The following is a 25221-nucleotide window of genomic DNA, read 5'->3' as shown; positions in this document are numbered from 1 at the left end:
ACAGGAAAACAGGAGGACAGGCGGCCCGAAGCTTGCGCGGCGCGCCTGTTTGCCGCTTCAACGCTGCTTTACCGCCCGCTCCACCAGCCGTGCCGACAGAAACCGGTGCTCCGCCGAGAAAAGCCGCCGATAGGTGAGCAGCACGGCGCCCACCGTGCCCAGGGCCGACGCGGCCGCGATCAGAAACATGATCACGATCTGATAGCGCACGGCCTGCAATGGCGACTGTCCGGCCAGCACCTGCCCGGTCATCATGCCTGGCAAACTCACCACGCCGACCACGGCCATCTGATTCAGCGTGGGCATCATGCCCGCGCGCACCGCCTGGCGTGCCGGCGCCTGCGCCGCTTCCCAGCGGGTTGCGCCGAGCGCGAGCGCCATGTCCACACGGTCACGCCGCGCGGTCAGTTCCTCGGTCATCCGCTCGATGCCGAGCGACACGCCGGTCAGCGTGTTGCCGAGGATCATGCCGAGAATCGGAATCGCATACTGCGGCTCATACCATGGGTGAATGCGGATCACGACGAAGAGGCCCACCGCGCCCACCAGCCACGAACTGACCCAGATCGACAGCACACTATCCGCACGCTGGCCCGCGTAGGTGCGGTTGCCGCGCTGCGCGCCCGCGAAACCGGCGATCAGCGTCATCACGACCATCAAGGGCAGCACCACGAACCAGCGGTCGTAACGGAACACCCAGCCGAGCACATAGCCGATCGCCAGCAACTGCACGACGGTGCGGACCGCGGCCCACGCGAGCTTGCGTTCGAGGTCCAGTTTGAGCGCCACCGACACCACGCCGTTCACCACGATCAGCAGTGCGGCAATCGCGACGTCCCAGAGACTGAGGTTTTGCAAGGTCATTGGCCGAGCTCCTGCTGTACCGACGTCACCGCGGATTCGTCGAGCACGCCGGCGCGCATCGTGAGATGCCGCGCGCTCATGCGTGCGGCTTGCGCCGGGTCGTGCGATACCCACATCGATGCATGCCGGCCGGGATCGGCGGCGAACCATGCGTGCACCAGCGCTTCGATTGCGTGGGACGATTCCGGGTCGAGCGAAGCGGTGGGTTCGTCCAGCAACAGCACTTCGGGGGCAAGTTGCAGCACGCGGATCAGCGCGGTGATCTGCGCTTCTCCGCCGGACAACTCGCTCGCGCGTTTGTCGAGAAAGTCATCGCCGCGGCCGGCCTGAGCGGCGAGGCTCGCCGCGCGTGCGCGATCGAAGCGCACGTCGCGATAGGTGCGCAGTTCGTACGGATATCGCAGATTGTCCTCGACGCTGCCGTCCAGCAGCGCGGGCCGCTGCCGGATATACGCGACGTTGCGCCGGTAACCCGGAATGGCCGCGCGTTCGACCGGCGCGCCGTGCCACATGATGCGTCCGGCATCGAGCGGATCGAGCAGGGCAAGGGCTCGCAGAAACACGCTTTTGCCCGAACCCGACGGCCCGGTGATGGCGACGCGGTCGCTTGCGTAGAGGGCGAACGTGGTGGGTTGCAGCAGCGTCTGTCCGCGCAAGGCATCGCGCCGGGCGATACCGTCGGCGAAGACGAAGGGAACATCGGTCATGGTTGGGTCGTGGGTGAATTTTTGCGTGAATTCAGGGGTGCCATGACATTCATTGACGCTCATTGACATTTTGCGTGACAGGTAATCCGCAGGGTAGCTCGCGCCCGGACGCTGCGGCATGATAAAACGGCACCCTTAAGGCAATATTACCAGGCACGATACGTGCTGCCCCGATGCACAACAAAGAACAAAGGCGGAGTTTCTCAATGGCGGTGTCGAGCACGATTGGAAGGCGGATAGGAAAAATCATCGCATGGCTGCTGGCGATCATCGTCATTCTGATTGTCGCGCTGGCAATTTTCATTCTGACCTTTGACTGGAACCGCGCGCGGCCTTACATCGACGACAAGGTCACGCAGGCGATCGGCCGGCCGTTCGCGATCAACGGCGATCTGAAAGTCGGGTGGCGGCATCCGGTCGGCGAGACTGGCTGGCGCGGCTGGGTGCCCTGGCCGCGTTTTTCGGCGGCCAATATCACGGTAGGCAATCCCGACTGGGCCAAACAGCCGCACTTCGCGACGCTCGATGAAATCGACTTCGAGGTCATGGTGCTGCCGCTGCTCGCGCACGATATCGTGATTCCCGCGATCAATCTTGTGAATCCGTCGGTCGACCTCGAACGACTGCTCGACGGGCGCAACAACTGGACCTTCAAACTGGCGTCTTCCAGCGGGCCTTCCGAATGGCGGCTCGATCTGCACGACATCGCGTTTGCCAAGGGCAATGTCGCCTTGTCCGACCAGCAGAAGAAGGTCGAGGTGCAGGTAGCCATCGATACATTGGGCCAGCCGATTCCGATCGGCGAGGTGATGAAGCAGCAGGAGGCGGCGTCGCGCACCGCATCGGCGGAGACGGTCGGTAAAGCGGGCGCGGGCAAGCTGGCCGCCCAGGCGAATGCACAGGCCGCATCGGAAGCTGCGGCGGCCTCCGCGGCGGCGGCGGCCGATGCTGCGTCGACGGCTGCCGATGCTGCGTCGACGGCGGCCACCGCTTCGGGCGCGAGCGCGGCGAATGGCACCTCGGGCGCGCTGGTTGCAAGTGCTCCGAATGGCGCAAGTAGTACGAATGGTGCGAGCGCAGCAGCAAGCACAGCAACAAGCGCGGCGGCCAGCGGTGCCGCGGTGGCCTCGGGCGGCAGCGCCGCAGGCACGGCGAACGGCGCAAAACCGGCGATCCCGCCTTACGCGATTGGTTGGACCGTCAAGGGGACCTACAACAAGACGCCGGTGTCCGGCAGCGGCAAGGTCGGCGGCGTGCTGGCGTTGCAGGACGCAAACCGCCCGTTCCCGGTGCAGGCCGATGTGAAGGCAGGCGATCTGCGCGTCGGCCTGGTGGGCACGATCACCGATCCGGCGCATCTCGCCGCGGTCGATTTGCGCCTCTGGCTGCAAGGCAACAGCCTCGCGCGCCTGTATTCGCTGACCGGCGTGACCTTGCCCGACACGCCCCCGTATGCGACCGACGGACACCTGATCGGTCAGTTCAAGTCCAGCGGCAACGTCTTCACGTATGAGAATTTCACAGGACGGGTGGGCGGCAGCGATCTGAATGGCTCGTTGACCTACACGGCGCGTGAGCCACGTCCGCTGTTGCAGGGCGAACTGGTGTCGCATCTGCTGCAATTCGCCGATCTGGCGCCGATCATCGGCGCGGACTCGAAGGCCAGCAAGGCGAAGCGCGGCGACGCGACGGCCCAACCCGGCAATAAGGTGCTGCCCGTGGAAGAGTTTCGCACCGACCGCTGGAAAGCGATCGACGCCGACGTGAAGTTCACGGGGCGCCGCATCGTCAAGGACGCCAACCTGCCGATCACGGATTTGTACGCGCACGTCGTGATGACCGACGGCTTGCTGTCGCTCGAACCGCTGAAGTTCGGCGTGGCCGGCGGCTCGCTGTCATCGGATATTCATCTGGATGGCAGCACGACACCGTTGAAGGGCCGCTTCGCGACCTCGGCGCGGCATCTGAAGCTCAAGCAGTTGTTCCCGAACTTCAAGACGATGCAGAACGCACTCGGTGAAATCAACGGCGACGCCGCATTGAGCGCGACCGGCAATTCGCCGGCGGCGTTGGCAGCGACTTCCAACGGCGAGGTGAAGGCCCTGGTGACCGACGGGACGGTGAGCCGCCTGCTGATGGAAGCCGCGGGCCTGAACGTGGCAAACGTGGTCTACGAAAAACTGTTTGGCAGTCGCGACGTGAAGATCAACTGCGCGGCGGCGGATTTTGTCGCGACCAACGGCGTGCTGGATTCACGTGTCTTCGCGCTCGACACGGACGACGCGGTGATCGACATCGACGGCAATGTGAATTTGCGCGATGAGTCGATGGATCTTGGCGTGCATCCGCATACCAAGGGCTTCCGGGTGTTTTCGCTGCGCTCGCCGCTGTATGTGAAGGGGACGTTCAAGGATCCGCACGTGGGGGTGAATGCCGCCGCGCTGGCGCTGCGAGGGGGCGCCGCGATCGGGCTCGGTCTGATCAATCCGTTTGCGGCGCTGATTCCGCTGCTCGCGCCTAGCAATAACAAGCCGCTGCCGTGCGCGCAGTTGCTCTCGCAGGTTCGTCAGGCGCCGAGCGCGCCGCCGCCGGGCATGAAGCAGCAACCCAAACCGGCTATTTCCCTCGACGGTGCACCTGTGAACAAGCCTTCAGCGGACGCGCATTCGCCGGCTGCGGCCGGAAAGAAGCCTGCGGCAGCAGTCATGCCGCCGGCCGCGGCGGCCGAATACAAAGGGAATTGAGGATTTTTTGCCCGAGACCCACGGCCGTTGGGCGTGAGCATCGCGCAAGCGGCGCGTGCCACGGCGAAAGGGGAAAAGAAAGAGAAAGACGGGGAAATGGGCGCCGCGTGGCTGAAAACGCCGGCGCCGATAAGGGAAGGAAAGAACTACCTGAGCGAGCGCGGTGCGGCGTCGCCCGCGGCATCCTGCCGGCGAACCCCTCGCCGGGCGCCGCCAACGCGGGTGGCGCCAAATTCCGTCAGGATCTTGCCTCGAGCCCGGCTGGCAAAGACCAGAAAGCCGAAGCCGTCGGCTTCATACCAGTACCCGCCGTTCTCGAGCCCATCTAGCGGCTGCTCCAGCGCATTGGTGATGGATTCGATGCAACGCCGCCGCAATTCGGCGGGCGCGGGATAGGGCGGTTGCGCGCCTCGTACGCTGCAGAGCAGAACGTCGAGCCCCGGCAGCACATGTGCATAGAGTACCGGCTCGTCTTGCGCGCGGGCGCGCGCAATTTTGGTGTCGAGCTGACCGAACGGCTTGAAATGCCGTAGTACCGCGAGGAACGACTCATCGCCGTCCACCTTCGCGCGTCTACGCTTTTTCGGGAAGGACATAAAAATTCGCCTGAAAAAGAATTGCAAGAAACGCAGCGTCCTCATGCGACAACTCCCGGCTTCGCGCGCCGCACGTCGATCTTTTATAGCATACGACAAGGCCGGATTCACGGTGATTCGACGTCTACGCCGTCCCACCGCCTCCCGCACGAATCATGCCGAACCGCCTCGCCGCGCGCTTTCGCTTCCCAGCACATCTGTCTCCATCATAGACTCAGGCGCCGCCGAAAAAACATCCCGTATCAATAAAAAAGTCATTTTTGTGTGGGCGAGCGCATCCAGTCCCTACGTTGAAATATCTCACATTCACGTCGATAATGGCCCGTCCGGCTGCACCGTGGCGTGCTCGCCAATCCCGCACCGCAACGGGCCGCCCGCGCGGTGCGGCGACGCGCGTGGTCGATGCACGACTGGCAAGCGCGCCGCGGCTTGAACGACCCTTCGGGCGAACATGAAACTATTCACCAAGGGTCTGCTGCTGATTGCAGTGCCGAGCGTGGTCGAGCTGGCGCTTCTGGGCGTCCTCTTCGATACCCAGGAGCAAACGGCGCAGGCCGCGCAGTGGGTCAGCAACAGCAAGCAGATCCTTTATCAGTCGTCGGCCATTGTCGATCCGCTGCTGCGTCAGGCCGCGCGGGTCCGCACGGGTATGGTCGTCGGCGATCCGTCGTTTATCGACCGTCATACCGTTTGGGTCGATCTCGGCGACCGGCTTTCGAGCCTGGAAACGCTGGTGGCCGATACGCCGCAGCAGGCCGAACGCGTACGCAGGATGCAACAGGCGATCGAGGCGTATCGCGAACAGGCCAACGCGATCGCACAGGCGCTGCGCGCCGGACACAACGTGAATTCGTTTGCGGCCCAGGATACTGGCGCGCTCCCTTCGCAGATCGCGTTGTTTCGCGAGCAGCTCGCCGAATTCAGCAGCGAAGCCTCGCGGCTCGACGCCGAGCGCTCCGCGGCGCTGGCACGGCGGCATGAACGCCAGCAGTACGCGCTGATCGCCGCGGTGCTGGGGTCGATGCTGATCTGGGCGGTCACCGCGGTGGTGTTTGCGCGTAGTATCGGCCGGCGTCTGGAAGTGTTGACTGGCAACGCCGAACGTCTGGGCCGCGGCTGGGAGCTGGCGCCGCCGCTGTCCGGCAGCGACGAAATTGCCGCGCTCGACGCGGTGCTGCATCAGACGGGTGCACGCCTGCGCGAGGCCGAAGGCGAGCAGACGCTGCTGAAAGCGCGGCTCGAGGCGCGCGCGCGGGAACTGGCGGGCGTGAACGAAGAGCTGCGCCAGGAGACGCAAGACAACGAAATGTTCATCTACAGCGTATCGCACGATCTGCGCTCGCCGCTGGTGAATCTGCAGGGCTTTTCGAAAGAATTGCAGGTGTCGTGTGACGAACTGGACAGCATCGTCGAGGCGGCGAATCTGCCGGAGCCTGAGCATCGGCGTATGGCGCATATCCTTGATGGCGACGTGCGCGAGTCTCTGCAATATCTGCGCACCGCGGTAACGCAGGCGGCGGCGATCATTGACGCGCTGTTGCGGATTTCGCGTGCCGGCCGGCTTGAATACCAATGGCAGCGGGTCAGTGTCGGACGCGTGGTAGGGCGGGTGGTCGACGCGCTGCAGGGCGTGATCAGCCAGCGGGCGACCGTGGTCACCGTGCGCGAATTGCCGCCCGCGTGGGGCGACCCGGGTGCGATCGAGCAGATTTTCAGCAACCTGGTCGGTAACGCGCTGAATTATCTCGACCCGGCGCGCAATGGGCGCATCGAGATCGGCGCGCTGGAGCCGGAACCGGTCGACGAGACGGAGCCGCGCGCGTTACGCACGCGCACTTATTATGTGCGTGACAACGGCCTCGGCATTCCGGCAGCGTATATGTCGAAGGTGTTCCGGGCGTTTCAGCGCCTGCACGGCGACGTCGCGAACGGAGACGGCGTGGGCCTCGCCGTGGTGCGGCGGATGGTGGAACGGCATGGCGGGCGCATCTGGGTCGAGTCCGCGGAAGGGGCGGGATCGACCTTTTTCGTCGTGTTGCCGGAACAGCCCGCGCGCAATTGAGTCAGGGCAGGCATCGGGAAAAAATGTGGGGATAGCTAAAACATGATGCAAAAACGGATTGTCAGCCCGGAGGGCATATGAGTCACGGGGAAACGGTCAGCATCGTGCTGATCGAGGATGACGACGGCCACGCCACGCTGGTGGAGCGCAATCTGCGCCGTGCCGGTGTTTCAAACGGTTTCGTGCGCTTTCGCGATGGCCAGCAGGCACTCGATTACTTCTTCGGCCCGGCGCCCGCGGACGCTGCAGCCAGTCCTTACCCGCCTCGGGAGGATTTGACGAATTTCGTCGTGCTGCTCGATCTGAAAATGCCGCGGGTGGATGGCTTCGAGGTATTGCGGCGTCTGAAGGATTCGCCGCAGACCGCCGCGGTGCCGGTGATCGTGCTGACCACGACCGACGATCCGCGCGAAATCGAACGCTGTTACGAACTCGGCTGCAATGTCTATATCACCAAGCCGGTCGAATACGACGCGTTCATCGAAGCCGTCCGCCGCCTCGGCTTCTTCCTGCAAGTCGTCAAGCTGCCGGCGGGCCACCGGCTGGCGGCGCCTTGACGGAAGGCGCATGCGAAGGCAAGCCGAAAGCGGCTCATGACAAGATAACCATATCAGACCTAGCGAAAGAAGACTCCGCATGACCGAAGAAGTGTCCACGCAACCCGCCGCGTATGTGCTGGTCGTCGATGACGACGAAGGCATCCTGCGGCTCGCGCGCAAGTCGCTCGAACGCGCCGGCTGCCGGGTTGCCATCTGCGCCGGTGTCGACACGGCCCGCGAGCGGCTTGCTGCCGGCGCGCCCGACCTGCTGGTGCTCGACTACCAGTTGAGCGGGCCCGAAACCGGCCTCGACTTCTTTCGCCGTTTGCGGGCCGAAGGTGTGCGGATTCCCGCCATCCTCGTGACCGGTTTCACTGACGAATCCCGCGTCATCGAAGCGTTACGCGCGGGCGTGTCCGACGTGGTGCCGAAATCCGGCGACTACCTCGATTACCTGCCGGAAGCCGTGGAGCGTGTGCTTTCCCAGGTGCGCTTGCAGAAGGCGTCGGCTGAAGCCTTGCTGTTGCGCGACCGCGAACAGCATTACCGGACCTTGTCCGAGGCGTTGCCGCACCTCGTGCTGACCTGCAACGCAGCGGGCGATTGCGATTTCCTGTCGAAGCAGTGGTTCGACTACACGGGATTGTCGGAAAGCAGTTCGTACGGCCTCGCATGGCTCGAAGCGGTGCATCCCGACGATCGTGAAGAGATTCGCCGGACCTGGCTCAAGGCGGTGACGGGCGGCGCCGGCGATTATCGGCACGAACTGCGGATTCGCCGCCATGACGGCGAATATCGCTGGTTCGACGTCCGTGCAGTCGCCATGCGCGACCCGGAGGGCAATATCAGCAAATGGTTCGGCAGTTGCACGGATATTCATCCGCAGCGCGAGGCGATCGAGGAGCGCGAACGCTTGCTCGCCTCGGAGCAGGCCGCTCGCCAGATCGCGGAAGAAGCCAATCGTGCGAAAGACCGCTTCCTCGCCATGCTGTCGCACGAATTGCGCACGCCGCTCACGCCGGTGCTGGCGGGGGCCAGCGTGCTGGAGATGATCCCGGGTCTGCCCGACCAGGCACGCACGAGCGTGCGCATGATCCGCCGCAACGTCGAACTCGAAGCGCGCCTGATCGACGATCTGCTCGATCTCACGCGTGTGGCGAATGGCAAGCTGCGTTTGTCGCTCGAAACGGTCGACGTGCATGAGGTGATGGACAGCGTGCTCGAACTCTTCCGTAGCGAGATCCAGGTCAAGCAGCAGGACGTACACGTCCACAAGAACGCCGAGCATCACTACGTGCTCGCCGATCGCGCACGGCTGCAGCAGATGTTGTGGAACCTGATCCGCAATGCGGCCAAATTCACACCGGACGGCGGTCATATCTACGTGCGCACGCATGATGAACGCATGCATGTGCAGATCTCGGTCGAGGATACGGGCATCGGTATCGAGCCCGAGCAGATCGGCAAGCTTTTCAATGCCTTCGAGCAGGGCAACCAGAACATGACGCGGCAATTCGGCGGCCTGGGCCTGGGTCTCGCGATCACCAAGGCGCTGACCGACGTGCACGGCGGTACGGTGATCGCACAGAGTCCGGGCCCGCACTGCGGCGCGACCTTCACGATCACGCTGCCCACGGCCGCCGCGCCGGAGGAGCTGACGCCTGTCGCCGCGCCCGATGAGGTGCGTCCGCCCGGTTTGCTGACCATCCTGCTGATCGAAGACCACGTGGATACCGCCGAGGTGATGGCGCAGCTGATTCGCAGCCTGGGGCACGACGTGACCGTGGTGGGGCGGGTTGACGATGCGTTGGCCGCCACCCAGTTGCAGAGCTTCGATCTGGTGATCAGCGATGTGGGCTTGCCGGATGGCACCGGTCTCGATTTCGTCAAGGCGTTCCGCGAGCATTCGGATGCGCCGGCGGTTGCGTTGACCGGCTTCGGTACCGACGAAGACGTGCGCCGTTGCCTGAGCGCGGGCTTTACTTCGCATCTGACCAAACCCGTCAATTTCGGACAGCTCGAAACAATGATTGAAAGCGCGCTGAACCTGAAGGCGGAAAAGGGCGAAGCCGATGATAAGGACGAAAAGGACGAAGCGGGCGCAAAGGGCGCCTAGTTGTATTTTCGGCCCCGACTGAGGTGGTGTAACTGGCGTGCAGGATGAAAAAAGGCCTGTGGCGATTTTCGCGCTACAGGCCTTTTTCATTGTCGTCGGCTAGTGCGCCGGCTAATGCACCGGTGCCAATGCTTGACGCGAATGCTTTTGCGGATGCTTGATGCGGAAGCCTTAACGCGGCGGCGCGTTCTTCAGCGAATCGCGGATCTCGCGCAGCAGCACGACATCTTCCGGCGTCGGCGGCGGTTCCGCCGGTGCGGCTTCAGCCGGTTTGCGCAGGTTGTTGATGAACTTGACCATCAGGAAAATGATGAACGCGAGAATCACGAAGTTGATGGCCACCGTGATGAACGAGCCATAACCGAACACCGCCACGCCTGCCGTCTGCAAGTCTTTATACGATTCTGGACTGCCTTTGAAACTCGCCGGAATATCGCCGAGGCGAACGAATTTGTTGGAGAAATCGAGGCCGCCGGTAGCAACGCCGACAACCGGCATGATCAGGTCTTTAACAATTGAATTGACGATTGTGGAAAATGCGCCGCCGATAATCACCCCGACAGCCAGATCCATTACGTTGCCTTTAAGGGCAAATTCCTTGAATTCCTTAATCATGCTCATAGATGTTCCTCCCAGAAGTCGATGATCGAATCATACCAATCTGAGAGCGATAGGCTAGTCCCCTGGCGCGGAAAGAGCGGATTGGCTCTATTCTGGAAACTGTGACTGGCTGTGGCGCGCCCGTTCGATATGCGCGGCAAAACTGACCGGGTCGGTATTGGTGCCGCACAGCAGCACCCCGACGCGCTTGCCTTGCAGCGTTTCGCGCAGCGGCCCGAGCAGCGCTGCTGTAGCCGCGGCACAGGCCGGTTCGACAGCTAGCTTAAGTTGTCCGAACAAGGTCAGCATGGCCGCGCGCAACTGCTCGTCGGAGACGGTGACGAGCCGGTCGATATGACGGCGGCACAACTCGTAGCTGTATTCCTCGGTGTGGGGCGACGCCAGTGAATCGGCAATCGTGTGCATGTGGCCCATCTTGATCGTGTGATTGGCGGCAAAACTTTTGCCCATCGCATCCGATCCTTCGGGCTCGACGCCATATATGTGCACCTTGGGATTGGCGAGCCGCATGGCGGTGGCCACGCCGGCGGCGAGCCCGCCGCCGCCGATCGGCACGATCACCGCTTCGAGATCGGGCGTTTGCGTCGCCCATTCATAGCCGAGCGTGGCCGAGCCCAGCACGGTGCGATAACCATTGAACGGGTGCACGAAGTAGCGGCCTTCTTCCGCTTCGATACGGCGCACCAGTTCGAATGCTTCGGCAATGTTCTCCGCGAACACGATCTCCGCGCGATATTGCCGGCACAAGGCCACGCGTGCCGGATTGGCCGCGCGAAACAGCACGACCTTCGCGCTGATGCCAAGGCGCATTGCCGCGTAGGCGACCGCCACGGCATGGTTGCCGCCCGAAACACAGGTAACGCCCGCGCTGCGTTGCGCTTCGTCGAGCGCGAGCAGGTTGGTGAACGCGCCGCGCGCCTTGAAGCTGCCGCCCGCCTGCAACAACTCGAACTTGAAGTTCACCACCGTGCCTTCCAGCGACGGAAAATCGAGCCGGTCGAACACCGGCGTTCGTGTCACCCACGGCGTCAGGGCAAAGTGCTGTGTGGCGATGTCGTCGAGTGTGGGGATCGGCTCACCGTCGATCGTATGGTCGGTGTGCTGCGGCGTGGCGGTTGACATGGCGTGAGTAGGTTTTTCCTCGATATGGTTAAGACTATTTTTGCCGCGCTCAGTTTCAGTGCGCGTGGGCGTCGACCGACATGCTGTGAATGAATTTTTGCAGAAAACGTTCGCATGCCACGAGCTGATCCAGCGCCACGAATTCGTTGGCCTTGTGGGCCTGCTGGATGTCGCCGGGGCCGCACACAATGCTCGGAATGCCCGCCAGCGAAAACAGTCCGGCTTCCGTGCCGTATGCGACTTTGCGCTTGTCCTGGTCGGCGGTCAGCGCGCGCACGAGTTGCGTGATGGCCGCTTGTTCAGACGAATCGAGGCCGGGCGCCGCAGCGATTTTGGTGATCTCGATGGCGCCGGATGGATGCTCGCGCAACATTTTCGGCAGCAGCGTTTCGCGTGCGTATTGATCGATGCGCGCGAAGATCGGTTCGGGGTCGAGCGTGGGCAGATTGCGGAATTCGAACTGGAATTTGCATTCGGCCGGCACGGTATTGATCGCATTGCCGCCGACGATCGTGCTGGTTTGCGCCGTGGTGAAGGGCACGTCATAAAGTTCGTCGAACGGGCCTTGCTCGCGGAACTGATCGGCCATATCGCGGATGTAGCAGATCAGACGCGCGGCGTATTCAATCGCATTCAGACCCTTCGGCGTAAGCGACGAATGTGCTGCCTGGCCGCGCACGCAGCACTGATAAGCGTTGATGCCTTTGTGCGCCACGATCGGACGCATGCTGGTCGGCTCGCCGACGATGCAGCCGTCCGGCTTGACGCCGCGTTTCATCAGATCGGCGATCAGGAGCGGTGCGCCTACGCAACCCACTTCCTCGTCGAATGACAAGGCGAAGTGAATCGGTTTGGCGAGCTTCGTGCGCTGCATCTCAGGCACGAGTGAAAGCGCGGCGCCGATGAAGCCTTTCATATCACAGGTGCCGCGGCCATACAGTTTGTCGCCGCGAATTTCAGGCTTGAACGGATCGCTGTCCCACTGTTGCCCGTCCACCGGCACGACGTCGGTATGGCCCGACAGCACCACGCCGCCGTTGGTCTCGCCGTCGTGAGCCGGAATCGTGGCGAACAGATTGGCCCATTTGCCGCTTTCGTCGTGGGTGAGTGTGGCTTCGATTCCGACCGAGCGCAATTCGTCGCGCACGGTTTCGATCAGACCGAGATTCGGATTGCGGCTCACCGTGTCCATCGACACGAGACGGGTGACCCAGGGAAGCGAGGCAGGCGAGGAAGAATTCGATGCAGAGGCGGGCGTTTGCGAGGACTGCGCTGATTCAGCGACGTGTGACATGACAAGACTCCAGCATTTGAGTCTTTCGATCATACCCAAAAAACCTTCACCCGTATGCTGCGGAGCGCGTTTGCGCACCGCAGCATGAGCGAAAAACGGCTAGACGTACCCGTTTTTTTTGCATCAGGCGGACGTGCCGGCGCGGGTATCCGTCGCGACGCCGCTATGCACGCCGAAGTCGGCCTGATAGCGGCGCATGAACACCCAACGACAGCTTAGCGCGCAGCCGCCGTGGCAGCGGTGCCGCGACTGGGCGTGCCGAGCGCGCGCAAGGTTTCCTTGACCGTCGCCACACGCACGGCCAGATCCGGACTGCGCGTTTCGATGCGCAGCTTGTCCTGGCCCGCGAGCTTGATGTGCTTGTGTTTCTGCACCATCTCGATGATCCGCATGGCGTCGATCGGCGGATTGGGGATGAACTGCAAGCCGATCACGGCTTCGCCTGCATCGATTTTCGAAATGCCCAAAGGCTTGGCCGCCAATCGCAGACGATGTGTCTCGACGAGCGCGTGTGCCTGCGGCGGCAACTTGCCGAAGCGATCGATCAACTCTTCCTGAATGCTGTCGATCGAATCGTTGTGTTCGCAATTAGCGAGGCGCTTGTAGAGCGACAGGCGCTCCTGCACATCGCCGCAGTAGTTCGCCGGCAGAATCGCGGGCGCGTGCAGATTGATCTCGGTGGTCGCGGCGAGCGGTGCGGTGAGATCCGGCTCCTTGCCTTCCTTGAGCGCCTTCACGGCGTCGTTCAGCATGTCGGTATAGAGCTGGAAACCGATCTCCTGAATCTCGCCCGACTGCTTGTCGCCGAGCACTTCGCCTGTGCCGCGAATCTCGAGATCGTGCATCGCGAGATAGAAGCCCGACCCGAGTTCCTCCATCTGCTGGATCGCTTCGAGGCGGCGCTGCGCCTGCTTGGTCAAGCCTTGCGGGTCATGTACCAGCAGATACGAGTACGCCTGGTGATGCGAACGGCCGACCCGGCCACGCAACTGATGCAATTGCGCGAGGCCGAACTTGTCGGCACGGTGAATCAGGATCGTGTTGGCGCTCGGCACGTCGATACCGGTTTCGATAATCGTCGTGCACAGCAGAACGTTCGCGCGTTGGGCAACGAAGTCACGCATCACGCGTTCGAGTTCGCGCTCATGCATCTGACCATGCGCGACGGCGATGCGCGCTTCGGGCACGAGCGTTTCGAGCATCTGCCGGCGATTCTCGATCGTCTCGACTTCGTTATGCAGGAAGTACACCTGGCCGCCACGCTTCAACTCGCGCAACATGGCTTCGCGAATCACGCTGTCTTCTTCGCGACGCACGAAGGTTTTGATCGCGAGGCGCTTTTGCGGCGCGGTGGCGATCACGGAGAAATCGCGCAGGCCTTCGAGCGCCATGCCGAGCGTGCGCGGGATCGGTGTGGCGGTGAGCGTGAGTACGTCGACTTCGGCGCGCAACGCTTTCAGCGCCTCTTTCTGACGCACGCCGAAACGGTGTTCCTCGTCGATGATCACGAGCCCCAGCCGCTTGAATTGCACATCTGAGGACAGCAGCTTGTGCGTGCCGATGACGATATCGACGGTGCCTTCGTTGATCTGCTGGATCGCCGCGTTGACTTCCTTGGTCGACTTGAAACGCGACAGTTCGGCAATGCGCACCGGCCAGTCGGAGAATCGGTCGCTAAAGGTTTGCGTGTGCTGTTCGGCGAGCAGCGTGGTGGGTGAGAGCAGCGCGACCTGCTTGCCGCCCATCACCGCGATAAACGCCGCACGCAGCGCCACCTCGGTTTTGCCGAAACCGACGTCGCCGCACACGAGGCGGTCCATCGGTTTGCCGCTCGTCATATCGCCGATCACAGCGGCAATCGCCGCGGCCTGATCCGGCGTCTCCTCGAAGCCGAAACTCTCGGCGAACTTCACATAGTCTTTCGGTTCGAGCGCGAACGCATGGCCCTCACGCAGGGCGCGACGGGCGTACAGGTTCAGCAGTTCTGCCGCGGTGTCGCGGATCTGCTGCGCGGCTTTGCGTTTGGCCTTTTCCCACTGGCCCGAGCCGAGCGAATGCAAGGGCGCGCTTTCCGGATCTGCGCCGCTGTAGCGCGAGATCACGTGCAACTGCGCGACCGGCACGTAGAGCTTGCTGTCGCTCGCGTATTCGAGGTGCAGGAATTCGGTCTCGCCTTCGCCGAGATCCATTGTGACGAGGCCCATATAGCGGCCGATGCCGTGCTGCGAATGCACGACCGGATCGCCGATCTTCAGCTCGGACAGATCGCGCACCATCGAATCGACGTTGCTCGCCTGTTCCTGACGGCGGCGGCCCGCGCGGCGCGCGAGTGGCCCGTAAAGCTCCGTCTCGGTGATGATCGCGATGCCCTCCGCGGGCACGGCAAAACCGTTGGCCAACGGGGCGACGCCGAGCGAGAAACGCGTATCGCCCGCGAGCCAGCTCTGGAAGGTATCGCTCGATGCCGGTCGCAGATGATTGTCGGCGAGCAATTGCAATAGCGTTTCACGCCGGCCGGCCGATTCAGTGGCAAACAGAACACGGTTTGGCGTGGTGTCCAGATAGGCGCGCAGGGCCGAAATCGGATCTTCCGCGTGACGGTCGATCGCAAGATTCGGCAACGGGGTCGACCAGCCGCCGCCCGCGTTAGCCGGCAGGATGAGCCGCGCGAACGGCTTGGCGAACGTGAAAAAATCCTCGTCCGAGAGGAACAGACGCTGCGGCTCCAGAATCGGCCGGTCGCGATCGTGCGAGAGGAAGTTGTAGCGCTGCCTGGTGTCGTTGGTGAAGCGCTTGATCGCCGCATCCAGATCGCCGACGAACGCCAGTTGCGCGCCTTCGGGCAGATAGTGGAAGAGCGTGGCGGTTTCGTCGAAGAAGAGCGGCAGATAGTATTCGATGCCCGCCGAAGGCACGCTGTTGCCGATGTCCTTATAGATCGACGCGCGGCTTGGATCGCCCTCGAAGGTTTCACGCCAGCGGCTGCGGAAGGCCGTGCGGGCGGCCTCGTCGAAGGGGAATTCGCGGCCGGGCAGCAGGCGCACGTCTTTCACCGGGTAGAGGCTGCGCTGCGTATCCGGGTCGAAGGCACGGATCGAGTCCACCTGGTCGTCGAACAGGTCGATCCGGTACGGCAACGGCGAGCCCATCGGAAAAAGGTCGAGCAGCGAGCCGCGCACGCAGTATTCGCCGGGACGCACCACCTGGCTCACGTGTTCGTAGCCGGCCAGGGTCAATTGCGCCTTGAGTTTGGCTTCGTTCAGGCGTTCGCCTTGCGAGAAGGAGAACGTGTAGCCCGCCATGAAGGACGCGGGCGGCATCCGGTACAAGGCGGTGGTGGCCGGCACCAGCAGGATGTCGCAGCGGCCTTCGCCGAGATCGTGCAGCGTGGCGAGGCGCTCGGAGACCAGATCCTGGTGAGGCGAAAAGGTATCGTAAGGCAGCGTTTCCCAGTCGGGCAGCAAACGCACCCGGGCCTCGGGCGCGAAAAAGCTGATTTCCTGCGACAACCGTTGCGCGTCGACGGCGCTTTCGCAGACCACGGCCAGCAACGGCACCTTCTCGCGATAGGCGAGATGGTAGCGGGCGATCAGCAGCGCGTCGGACGAGCCGTGCGTGCCGTCGAAGGCAAAACGCTGGCCGGTCTTGACGAGCGCGACGGGCGGGGAGTACTGCGATGATGCGGCGATGTCTGGCATAGAAGAGAAAAGACGGCCTCGGGCTCACACGTGATCGGCAAGTTTACGCGTGTCGGGGCGTAGATGCGAAGGACCTATTATAAAATCCGTCGTTTACTTTCACTTCGCGGCATCCGCACTCGTGACTTCCCGTCTATTTGCCCTGATTCCGTGCGCTGGCACCGGCAGCCGTTCCGGCGCCGCGATGCCCAAACAATATCGCACTGTCGCCGGTCGCGACATGTTGCATTACTCGCTGGCGGCGTTCGACGCCTGCAGCGAGTTTGCGCAAACGCTTGTCGTCATTGCCCCAGACGACCAGCACTTTGACGCCCGCCGCTTCAGCGGGCTGCGTTTTGCCGTGCGCCGCGCTGGCGGGGCCTCGCGCCAGGCGTCGGTGCTGAACGGCTTGCATGCGCTGGCCGAGTTCGGCGCGCACGACGACGACTGGGTGCTGGTGCACGACGCCGCGCGGCCCGGCATTACGCCTGGCTTGATCCGCACGCTGGTCGCCGCGCTGAAGGACGACGCGGTGGGCGGCATCATGGCGCTGCCGGTTGCGGATACCCTGAAGCGGATCGAAGCCGGTTCGTCCGACGGGCGGATTGCCCGCACCGAGGCGCGCGACGGCCTGTGGCAGGCGCAGACGCCGCAGATGTTCCGCATCGGCATGTTGCGCGAGGCGATTTTGCGCGCGCAGGCGGACGGTCACGATTTGACCGACGAAGCGAGCGCGATCGAGTGGCTGGGGCATGCGCCCAGGTTGGTGCAGGGGAGTTTGCGTAACTTCAAGGTCACTTATCCGGAAGATTTCGATCTGGCCGAGGCGATTTTGTGCCGGCCGGCTTCAGCTTCCTGAGCGGGTAATCGAATTTAAATTAATGGACTTGACGCATATGGATTTCAGAATTGGGCAGGGTTATGACGTGCATGCGCTGGTGCCGGGCCGTCCGTTGATTATTGGTGGGGTGACGATTCCCTATGAGCGCGGGTTGCTCGGGCATTCGGATGCCGATGTGCTGCTGCATGCGATTACTGATGCTATTTTTGGTGCGGCAGCGATGGGGGATATTGGGCGTCATTTCTCCGATACCGATGCGAAATTCGCCGGTGCGGATAGCCGGGTTTTATTGCGGGAATGCTTTGCCCGTGTGACGGCGGGTGGATTTTCTATCGCTAATGTGGATAGTAGTGTGGTTGCTCAGGCGCCTAAGCTCGCGCCTCATATTGAAGCAATGCGGATTAACATCGCCGCGGACCTTAATCTGCCGGTCGAGCGGGTTAACGTTAAGGCCAAGACGAATGAGAAGTTGGGATATCTCGGCCGTGGCGAAGGGATTGAGGCTCAGGCCGTGGTTTTGTTGATTAAAAACTAGAAGTTGGGTGCGATTTTATGAGCCTCGTAAAACCCGCTGCTGCTTTTCAAGCGCCGCGGGTTTTTTAATCGCACCGATTACATCACAACGTCGATCCGCCGACGGGGCGGTTGCAAGCGGACTCTTCGTAAGTTTGCAGTGCATCCAGCAGACGCAATATTTCTCCGGGGTTGCGGCCGACGTTCAGGTTATTGACCGAGACGTGCTGAATCGTATTGTCCGGATCGACAATAAACGTCGCGCGTAGCGCCACGCCGGCTTCCTTGTCGCGCACACCGAGCTGGTCGATCAACTCGCCTTTCACGTCACCGAACGAATAGTGGTTGAGCTTGTTCAGATCCTTGTTCTCGCGGCGCCATGCCAGCTTGACGAACTCATTATCGACGCTGCCGCCGAGCAGCACTGCGTCGCGCTCCTCAAAATCCTTCGCGAGTCTGGCAAATTCAACGATCTCCGTCGGACACACGAACGTGAAATCCTTCGGGTAGAAATAGATAATTTTCCACTTGTCGGGAAACGACTGTTCGGTGATCTCTTCGAACGCCGATATGCCGTTTTCTTCGTAATCGTTGAAACCGGGCTTGGCGGCAGTCACGGTGAACGCTTCGAGTTTATCGCCGACGGTTTTCATGCGAGTGCTCCTTCGTGGGATTCAAGCGCCTTTTGCGAGCGGAAATTCAATGGTGACCTCCAGACCCGGACCCGGCGTGCGATTGCGCAGGCGCAGCGCGCCGCGATAACGGCCTACCAGCCGCTGCACAATTGCCATGCCGAGGCCCGTGCCGTTCGCCTGGGTGCGCGCCGAGTTCACCCGGTAGAACGGCCGCGTGACAAGGGCTAGCTGGTCTTCCGGAATGCCGGGCCCTTCATCGACCACGGACAGTTCGACGCGCGAGTGCGACACCCGCGTTTCCAGAATCACGTGCGGGATGCCATCGCCATCGCTCAAACCGTACTTGCGCGCGTTCTCCAGCAGATTGCCCACCACGCGCCGCATATCGGTTTCGTCCGCTTCGATCACCGCCGAGGGCGCGAGCCGCGTGATCAGGCGCATGCTGTCTTCGCTTTGCATCCGCGCCGCGAGTTCGCCCGCGATCACCGACAGATCGACCGGTTCCGGCACACGCTGCACCGGACGGGCGTAATCGAGGAACCGGCCGATGATCATGTCCATCTGCTCGATGTCGTCCACCATCGCATCCTTGGTGGACTGGTCGGACGGGCTCATCTCGGTTTCCAGCCGTAGCCGTGCAAGCGGGGTGCGCAGATCGTGAGAGATACCCGCGAGCATGAGCGCACGGTCGGCCTCGAGTTGTTCGAGATCCTGCACCATCTGGTTGAAACTGCGGTTGGTTTCGGCAGCCACGCCCATGCCGCGCTCGGGCAGCGGCTCCGGTGACTGGCCCGAGCCGACCTTGCGCGCAGCCATCGCGAGCCGGGCAAATGGACGGTTCACGAGACTGGTAATGAAGGCCGCGCCAAACAGCGAGAGCGCCAGCGCAAACACCCCCCAGCCGGCCCATTGCAGGCCCGTTGCGTTGTCCAGTTGATCGCGGTCGAGCGCCACCCAGTAATCGTCGTCGTCGATCTTGAAGCTGATCCAGACGCCCGGAATGTCGTTGACGCTCTGCGCAATGACCGTGTCGTCGCCGAGGCGGCCGCGAATGTCGTGCTCAATCAGCCGGTTCAGCGACTCGTCGGGTTGGAGTTTGTACTTGTCGGTGGTTTCGCGCGGGTACACGCGCACCCCTTCATTGCTCTCCAGATCCTGCAGCAAGGCGCGCCGCAGGTCGGGATCGGAATAGAGGAGTGCGGTGCGCGTGAGCTTGACGATGGCGACCAGTTGCAAAGCCACGCGCTGCGCACGCGGCTCGCGTTCGATCACTCGAAAGCTCTGGAACCACGCGGCGAGACTGACTGCGATCAACAGCGCGATCAACAGAAAGGTCCGCCAGAAAAGGCCGCCGAACGCGAGCGTCAGGAGGCGCCGGTCGATCCGCATGGGCCCTTCTTATTTGAAATCAAAAACTGTAGGTGAGAACAAACTCAGGCTGCACCGTCAGGAATGAACACGTAGCCAAGGCCCCAGACGGTTTGAATGAAACGCGGGCTGCCCGGATCCGGTTCGATCAGCTTGCGCAGACGCGAAATCTGCACGTCGAGACTACGGTCGAAGACTTCGTATTCACGGCCGCGTGCCAGTTCCATCAGCTTTTCACGGGACAGCGGCTGGCGCGGATGGCGCGCAAACACCTTCAGCACCGAGAACTCACCCGTGGTCAACGGGATTTCCTGGCCGGCCTTGGTGAGCGTGCGGGTGGCCAGATTCAGCGCGAACTCGCCGAACTCGAACACCTCGGTGGTCTCGGACGGCGCGCCCGGCAGCTCCGACGGCGACTGGCGACGCAGCACCGCGTGAATCCGCGCGACCAGTTCGCGCGGGTTGAACGGCTTGGGCAGATAGTCGTCGGCGCCCATTTCGAGCCCGACAATACGGTCGACGTCTTCACCCTTGGCCGTTAGCATGATGATCGGCGTACGGTCGTTGCTGCCGCGCAAGCGACGGCAGATCGACAGGCCGTCCTCGCCAGGCAGCATCAGATCGAGCACCAGCAAGTCGAAGCGCTCACGCACCCAGAGCTTGTTCATGGACGGCGCGTTCTCGGCAACATAGACATTGAAGCCCTGTTCACCGAGGTAGCGGCGCAGCAGATCGCGCAGGCGCGGATCGTCGTCGACGACGAGGATTTTCGAAGGGTTTTTGGTTTCCATGGTCGGCATCTTAGCGCGATTAGAAAGTGGTGCGCGGTTGCATCGTTTTCGGGGTTACAGTCAGTTACAAAATTTACCCGCACTGTGGCACGACGTAAAGCATCGGCAGGTAGACTCCTTTACTGAATGCGGCTGTTCGGTGGATACTTCACTCGACTAAAACTCTCGCACCCGGCTCGCTACCGGGGTCTGTATACGCATTTGAGGTAGCCGGTTGCCGCGCCACGAAGGGAACAACATGAAGGGAGGGGTTTGGCCGAATGTGCGCCTAAGCGTAATTGCACTGGCGGTAGCCGGGACGCTTGCAGGCACACTCGGGTCAACGTTCGCCCACGCCCAGCCTTCGGCCGACAGAGCTACGAGCGAACGCGTGCCAAGGCAGGCTAATGCCAGGGCAAATCGGCACATCCCCACTAATGACCGCCCTGCGTCAGACGCAATGATGCGCACTGCAGTTCCCCCCGATCTTGATCAACGTCGCCGTGATGGTCATATGACGCCCGACGAACGGCGTCTGTTGCGGCAGCATATCGAAGACGCTGTCCGCGAGCTCTACAAACGCTAGCTATTTCCGTGCCCGCTCTGGGTGCGCCCGGTCGCGCTTTCGCCGCGGCTGAAAGATTTCGTTGCACTTCCCCCGTCAACTTTCCCCTTCCATCTGCCGTTGAGTTGCCAGAGCACAGCGCGTTTTTTGCACGCGCGAACGCCTTTTCGTGACGCCCCTCAACCGGATCAACCGGACAATCGACAATGAACGTGCTGACAGGCGGTAAGGGTAGACGCTGGCTAGCAGTGACGGCCACTGCGCTCGCAGCCGCGACCTGGTGTGCGTCGGCGCCGGCCGTGCAGCAAGGCGCCACTCATGTCCCCCACAACAAGCATCGTGCGGCGTCTGCCGCATCCTCCGTTGTCTCCGCCGAACAGGACGTTCTCGACGCCGATGATGCGCGCTTCTTCCTGACGCGAGTCGGTTTCGCGCCCGATAGCGGCGAGGTCGCGCAATACGTTGGGCTCACGCGCGAGCAGGCCGTCGACAAGGTACTGGCAACAGTCCGAACCGAAGCCGTGACTCCGCTGCCTGAATGGGTGCTCGAGCCGATCCCGACGCGCGACATCCGCAAGACGTGGACGGACGATCAACGCCGCGACGAGCAGCGGCAGCGCGGCCAGCGTTACGAAATATTACGTGCATGGTGGGTGCGCGAGATGTTGAGCACGCCGTCGCCGCTGACCGAACGCATGACGCTCTTCTGGCACAACCACTTCACGTCAGGGCAGGACAAGGTCGCGTATCCGCAGGAAATGGCGCAGCAGAATATGCTGTTGCGCCGCGACGCGCTCGGCAACTTCGGCGAACTGTTGCACGACGTCGCGAAAGATCCGGCGATGCTGCAATACCTGGATGGCGCGAGCAATCGCAAGGGCAAACCCAACGAAAATTTCGCGCGCGAGGTGATGGAGCTGTTTACGCTCGGCGAAGGGCATTACACCCAGCGCGACGTATCGGAAGCCGCGCGTGCCTACACGGGGTGGAGCCTCGACCCCGATACGCAGGCGTACGTGTGGCGCGCCAACCAGCACGACGACGGTAACAAGACCGTGCTGGGGCAAACCGGTCCGTTCGAGGGCGATCAGGTGCTCGACATCCTCCTCGCGCGGCCTGAAACCGCGACCTTCGTCACGACCAAGCTGTGGCGCGAGTTTGTCTCCGATACCCCGGATCCCGCCCGCATCGCACCGATCGCCGCGCAGTTTCGCGCGAGTCACTACGACATCAAGGTCGCGCTGCGCGGCCTCTTCATGAGCGACGCGTTCTGGGACGACAGCGATCGCGGCGTGCTGGTGAAATCGCCGGCAGAGTTCGTCGTGGGGACCCTGCGCGCGTTCGATATCGGCTATGACAACACGGCGCCGTTCGCCGCGGAGATCCGCACGCTCGGCGAGAACCTGTTCTATCCGCCGAACGTCAAAGGGTGGCCGGGCGGCACCATATGGATCAATAGTTCGACCTTGCTTGCGCGCAAGCAATTCGTCGAGCAACTGTTTCGCGCGACCGAAACCGCCGGTCCGCGGCGTACCGGCAATCCGATGAACCCAAAGATCGCAGCGACCGGCGCACCCGGCAAGATGCAGGCGAATCCGCAGATGCAGCGCGCGATGGCGCGAGTCGGCCAGCCGACCCAAGGTGGCGTACGCTTTGACATCGACACATGGCTTGCGCAATACAACGCCGCGCCGACGGCCAAGCCGGGGTTGTCGGTGGAGCTGCAACTGCAGCATGCGGTGTTGCCGCTCACGCCGGTCGATGCCATCGCCACCGATTCGACCGCCAGTGCTTATCTGGAGGCGTTGCTGATGGACCCGGCTTATCAGTTGAAGTGAGAGTTGGAATGAGCAGCGAGCTTATGGGTTGAGGTAAGCGACCGCGGCAGGCGACGGAATTGAGCCGCTCAACCGTTTAACCCGGATCGGCCACGCGAACCAACGATCCGTCGAAGGCGACCCGACGCGCGCCATGACATGCGAACGAGGTGCAGGATGAAACGACGCAGCTTTCTCTCGATGGGCGCGGCCGCCAGCGCAACGCTCTGGTTGCCGCGCGCCTTTGGTGCGCAGATGGCGACGCCCGGCGGCTCAGCGAATCGCGGTTACAGCAACCTGCTGATTCTCGTCGAACTGAAAGGCGGTAACGACGGTTTGAATACCGTGATTCCGTTTGCCGATCCCACTTACTATCAGCTACGAAAAAACATCGGCATCAAACGCGAGCAGGCGATTCAGCTCGACGAGCGCACTGCCTTGCATCCGTCATTGCAGCCGCTGATGCCGCTTTGGCAAAGCCGCCAACTGGCGATCGTGCAGGGCGTGAGCTACGCGCAACCGAACCTGTCGCATTTCCGTTCGATCGAAATCTGGGACACCGCGTCGCGTTCGGACCAATACCTGCGCGAGGGCTGGCTCACCCGTGCGTTCGCGCAGACGCCGGTACCTACCGGTTTTGCCGCCGACGGCGTGGTGATCGGCAGCGCCGAAATGGGGCCGCTCGCCAACGGCGCGCGTGCGATCGCACTGGTTAATCCGGAGCAATTCGTCAAAGCCTCGCGCCTCGCCACGCCGGTGTCGCTGCACGAGCGTAATCCGGAGCTGGCGCACATTCTCGACGTCGAGAACGACATCGTGAAAGCCGCCGACCGTCTGCGTCCTACGCAAGGTCAGGCGCAATTGAAGACGACGTTTCCCGGCGGTGCGTTCGGCAGTTCGATCAAGACGGCAATGCAGGTGCTCGCCGCCGGCGATACGCCGCAAGGGCAGCCGCGTAATGGACAAGGCGTCGCCGTGATCCGGTTGACGCTGAACGGGTTCGATACGCACCAGAACCAGCCCGGCCAGCAGGCGGCGCTGCTCAAGCAACTCGCCGAAGGGTTTGCGTCGATGAAGTCGGCGCTGGTGGAACTCGGCCGCTGGAATGAAACGCTGGTGATGACCTATGCCGAGTTTGGCCGGCGCCCGCGTGAGAACCAGAGCAACGGCACGGACCACGGCACCGTGGCGCCGCATTTCGTGATGGGCGGGCGAGTGCGGGGCGGTTTGTATGGCGTGCCGCCGGTGCTCGCGCGGCTCGACGGCAACGGCAACTTGCCGGTCGGCGTCGATTTCCAGCAACTCTACGCGACCGTGCTCGGACCCTGGTGGGGGCTCGATTCGTCCGCGATCCTGCAGCAGCGGTTCGAGCCGCTGCCCTTACTGCGCGTCTGACAAGGGACGGCGCGCGCTTCCCACCATGAGGCGGCGGCCGTTCGTCTGAGCCGGTGGTTCGCTTGTCCGTTTGTCTATTTGTCCGCTTACCTGGCGCGCCAGCTAAGCCAGAGCTTGCGGATCGGCGTCAACGCAATGCGTTGATGCAGTACGTGATAACCGTCACGTTCGATCTCATCCAGCAGCGCGAGAGCGAGTGCCGCTTGCGCGACCAACGTGCGCTGCGTGCGTCGCTCATGCGCGGGCATGGCGGCGCGTGCTGCCTGCACCGCATCGCGAGCCCGCCTGGTTTCGAAGCGCATCAGATCGGTAAAGGCGTCGGAATATTTCCGGTTGATCAGGTCGGCGGCAGTGACGTTAAAGCGCTGCATTTCATCGACCGGAATATAGATGCGGCCGTGACGTGCATCATTGCCGGTTTCGACAACGAACTGCGCAAGCTGTAGCGCCTCGCCGAGCGGTGCCGCCCAGCTTGACGCATCTACGGCGTTTTTTGCCGTCGCGCGCGCGACCAGCGACGCAAAGGTGCCGCCTACACCCTGCACATAGCGCCGCAGATTCGGGTAGTCGAGATAGCGTGCCTGGTCGAGGTCCATTTCGAAGCCGGCGAGCAACGCCTGCAACTCCGGATAGACGGCCTGCACGTCGGGCAGATAAGCCGCCAGTGCCTTTGAAACCGGATGCGACGGCGAGCCCGAAGCCAGTGCGGCGAGCTCGTTTTGCCACCACGCGAGTTTGGTGCGGCCGATTGCCGGATCGCTGATTTCTTTTACGGTTTCCTCGAATTCGCGGCGCAGCGCGAACAGCGCGGTCAGGAGCGGCTGGCTTGCCGCGGGTGCCTGCCGAAGCGCATAGTAAGTGCTCGATCCGGGCGGCGCCGCTTTCTGCTGGCAGTATTCGTCGAAATTCACGGGATTGGAATGTGGGGAAGGGCAGGCGTAGAGGGCACGGTGTGCGTGCGTTTAGCCAAAAATT

The 25221-nt window shown here is 62.6% G+C and carries 20 protein-coding genes; 9 read left to right on the top strand and 11 right to left on the bottom strand.

The window, feature by feature from the left end; all coding sequences use genetic code 11:
• Window positions 1–57: 57 nt before the first annotated feature.
• Window positions 58–864: an ABC transporter permease gene (locus tag GH665_RS11085; RefSeq protein WP_153135897.1), complete on the bottom strand. Its 807-nt coding sequence runs from the start codon at window positions 862–864 to the stop codon at window positions 58–60.
• Window positions 861–1571, bottom strand: a complete 711-nt coding sequence (locus GH665_RS11080) for an ABC transporter ATP-binding protein (RefSeq protein ID WP_153135896.1) — start codon at window positions 1569–1571, stop codon at window positions 861–863. Before GH665_RS11080 ends, GH665_RS11085 begins: the two co-directional genes overlap by 4 nt.
• A 206-nt stretch (window positions 1572–1777) precedes the next feature.
• Between GH665_RS11080 and GH665_RS11075 the strand changes: the two genes are divergently transcribed.
• The gene (locus tag GH665_RS11075) at window positions 1778–4315 is read left to right on the top strand and encodes an AsmA family protein (RefSeq protein ID WP_153135895.1); all 2538 of its coding nucleotides are present in this window, start codon (window positions 1778–1780) and stop codon (window positions 4313–4315) included.
• 146 nt (window positions 4316–4461) lie between these two features.
• On the opposite strand, the gene GH665_RS11070 is transcribed toward GH665_RS11075, so the two are convergent.
• The gene (locus GH665_RS11070) at window positions 4462–4956 is read right to left on the bottom strand and encodes a hypothetical protein (protein WP_028196609.1); all 495 of its coding nucleotides are present in this window, start codon (window positions 4954–4956) and stop codon (window positions 4462–4464) included.
• A 406-nt stretch (window positions 4957–5362) separates the two neighbouring features.
• Between GH665_RS11070 and GH665_RS11065 the strand changes: the two genes are divergently transcribed.
• The 3 genes from GH665_RS11065 to GH665_RS11055 all read left to right on the top strand — a co-directional run bounded on the left by GH665_RS11065 (window position 5363) and on the right by GH665_RS11055 (window position 9628).
• Complete coding sequence (locus GH665_RS11065) at window positions 5363–6973, top strand: sensor histidine kinase (RefSeq protein ID WP_153135894.1); 1611 nt, start codon at window positions 5363–5365, stop codon at window positions 6971–6973.
• Window positions 6974–7050: 77 nt separating this feature from the next.
• A complete protein-coding gene (locus tag GH665_RS11060; protein ID WP_153135893.1) occupies window positions 7051–7530 on the top strand; it encodes a response regulator in 480 nt (159 codons plus the stop codon).
• Between the two features lie 79 nt (window positions 7531–7609).
• Window positions 7610–9628, top strand: a complete 2019-nt coding sequence (locus GH665_RS11055) for a hybrid sensor histidine kinase/response regulator (protein ID WP_153135892.1) — start codon at window positions 7610–7612, stop codon at window positions 9626–9628.
• A 171-nt stretch (window positions 9629–9799) separates the two neighbouring features.
• On the opposite strand, the gene mscL is transcribed toward GH665_RS11055, so the two are convergent.
• The 4 genes from mscL to mfd form a co-directional block, all read right to left on the bottom strand.
• Complete coding sequence (gene mscL, locus GH665_RS11050) at window positions 9800–10249, bottom strand: large conductance mechanosensitive channel protein MscL (RefSeq protein WP_153135891.1); 450 nt, start codon at window positions 10247–10249, stop codon at window positions 9800–9802.
• 87 nt (window positions 10250–10336) lie between these two features.
• The gene (locus GH665_RS11045; RefSeq protein ID WP_028196605.1) at window positions 10337–11371 is read right to left on the bottom strand and encodes a threonine/serine dehydratase family protein; all 1035 of its coding nucleotides are present in this window, start codon (window positions 11369–11371) and stop codon (window positions 10337–10339) included.
• A gap of 55 nt (window positions 11372–11426) precedes the next feature.
• Entirely contained in the window at window positions 11427–12665 is a 1239-nt protein-coding gene (gene argE / locus GH665_RS11040) for an acetylornithine deacetylase (protein WP_153135890.1), read from the bottom strand.
• A gap of 215 nt (window positions 12666–12880) precedes the next feature.
• Window positions 12881–16363 carry a transcription-repair coupling factor gene (gene mfd, locus GH665_RS11035; protein WP_153135889.1) on the bottom strand — a complete coding sequence of 1161 codons (3483 nt, stop codon included), beginning with the start codon at window positions 16361–16363 and terminating at the stop codon, window positions 12881–12883.
• A gap of 121 nt (window positions 16364–16484) precedes the next feature.
• On the opposite strand from mfd, the gene ispD reads away from it, so the two are divergent.
• Together ispD and ispF are read left to right on the top strand one after the other, a co-directional pair.
• Entirely contained in the window at window positions 16485–17201 is a 717-nt protein-coding gene (gene ispD / locus GH665_RS11030) for a 2-C-methyl-D-erythritol 4-phosphate cytidylyltransferase (protein ID WP_153135888.1), read from the top strand.
• Between the two features lie 37 nt (window positions 17202–17238).
• The gene (gene ispF / locus GH665_RS11025; protein ID WP_028196601.1) at window positions 17239–17718 is read left to right on the top strand and encodes a 2-C-methyl-D-erythritol 2,4-cyclodiphosphate synthase; all 480 of its coding nucleotides are present in this window, start codon (window positions 17239–17241) and stop codon (window positions 17716–17718) included.
• Between the two features lie 82 nt (window positions 17719–17800).
• On the opposite strand, the gene GH665_RS11020 is transcribed toward ispF, so the two are convergent.
• The 3 genes from GH665_RS11020 to ompR are packed head-to-tail and all read right to left on the bottom strand — an operon-like array spanning window position 17801 to window position 20499.
• Window positions 17801–18349 carry a peroxiredoxin gene (locus GH665_RS11020; RefSeq protein WP_153135887.1) on the bottom strand — a complete coding sequence of 183 codons (549 nt, stop codon included), beginning with the start codon at window positions 18347–18349 and terminating at the stop codon, window positions 17801–17803.
• Window positions 18350–18370: 21 nt separating this feature from the next.
• On the bottom strand, window positions 18371–19720 hold the full coding sequence (locus GH665_RS11015; protein ID WP_035550334.1) for an ATP-binding protein: 1350 nt from the start codon (window positions 19718–19720) through the stop codon (window positions 18371–18373).
• A 44-nt stretch (window positions 19721–19764) separates the two neighbouring features.
• Window positions 19765–20499 carry an osmolarity response regulator transcription factor OmpR gene (ompR, locus tag GH665_RS11010; RefSeq protein ID WP_006048917.1) on the bottom strand — a complete coding sequence of 245 codons (735 nt, stop codon included), beginning with the start codon at window positions 20497–20499 and terminating at the stop codon, window positions 19765–19767.
• A gap of 229 nt (window positions 20500–20728) precedes the next feature.
• On the opposite strand from ompR, the gene GH665_RS39090 reads away from it, so the two are divergent.
• The 3 genes from GH665_RS39090 to GH665_RS10995 all read left to right on the top strand — a co-directional run bounded on the left by GH665_RS39090 (window position 20729) and on the right by GH665_RS10995 (window position 24246).
• On the top strand, window positions 20729–21055 hold the full coding sequence (locus tag GH665_RS39090; RefSeq protein WP_153135886.1) for a hypothetical protein: 327 nt from the start codon (window positions 20729–20731) through the stop codon (window positions 21053–21055).
• Window positions 21056–21240: 185 nt separating this feature from the next.
• Window positions 21241–22872, top strand: coding sequence for a DUF1800 domain-containing protein (locus GH665_RS11000; RefSeq protein WP_153135885.1), 1632 nt, complete (start codon window positions 21241–21243; stop codon window positions 22870–22872).
• A 156-nt stretch (window positions 22873–23028) separates the two neighbouring features.
• A complete protein-coding gene (locus GH665_RS10995; RefSeq protein WP_153135884.1) occupies window positions 23029–24246 on the top strand; it encodes a DUF1501 domain-containing protein in 1218 nt (405 codons plus the stop codon).
• Window positions 24247–24332: 86 nt separating this feature from the next.
• Here the strand turns inward: GH665_RS10995 and GH665_RS10990 are convergent, their stop codons facing one another.
• Window positions 24333–25157: a squalene/phytoene synthase family protein gene (locus GH665_RS10990; protein ID WP_153135883.1), complete on the bottom strand. Its 825-nt coding sequence runs from the start codon at window positions 25155–25157 to the stop codon at window positions 24333–24335.
• Between the last annotated feature and the right edge of the window lie 64 nt (window positions 25158–25221).

It is taken from the genome of Paraburkholderia agricolaris (genome assembly GCF_009455635.1).
In the GTDB taxonomy this organism is placed as follows: domain Bacteria; phylum Pseudomonadota; class Gammaproteobacteria; order Burkholderiales; family Burkholderiaceae; genus Paraburkholderia; species Paraburkholderia agricolaris.
Note: the sequence above shows the minus strand (reverse complement) of the source record. Positions and strands in the feature narration are given on the sequence as shown.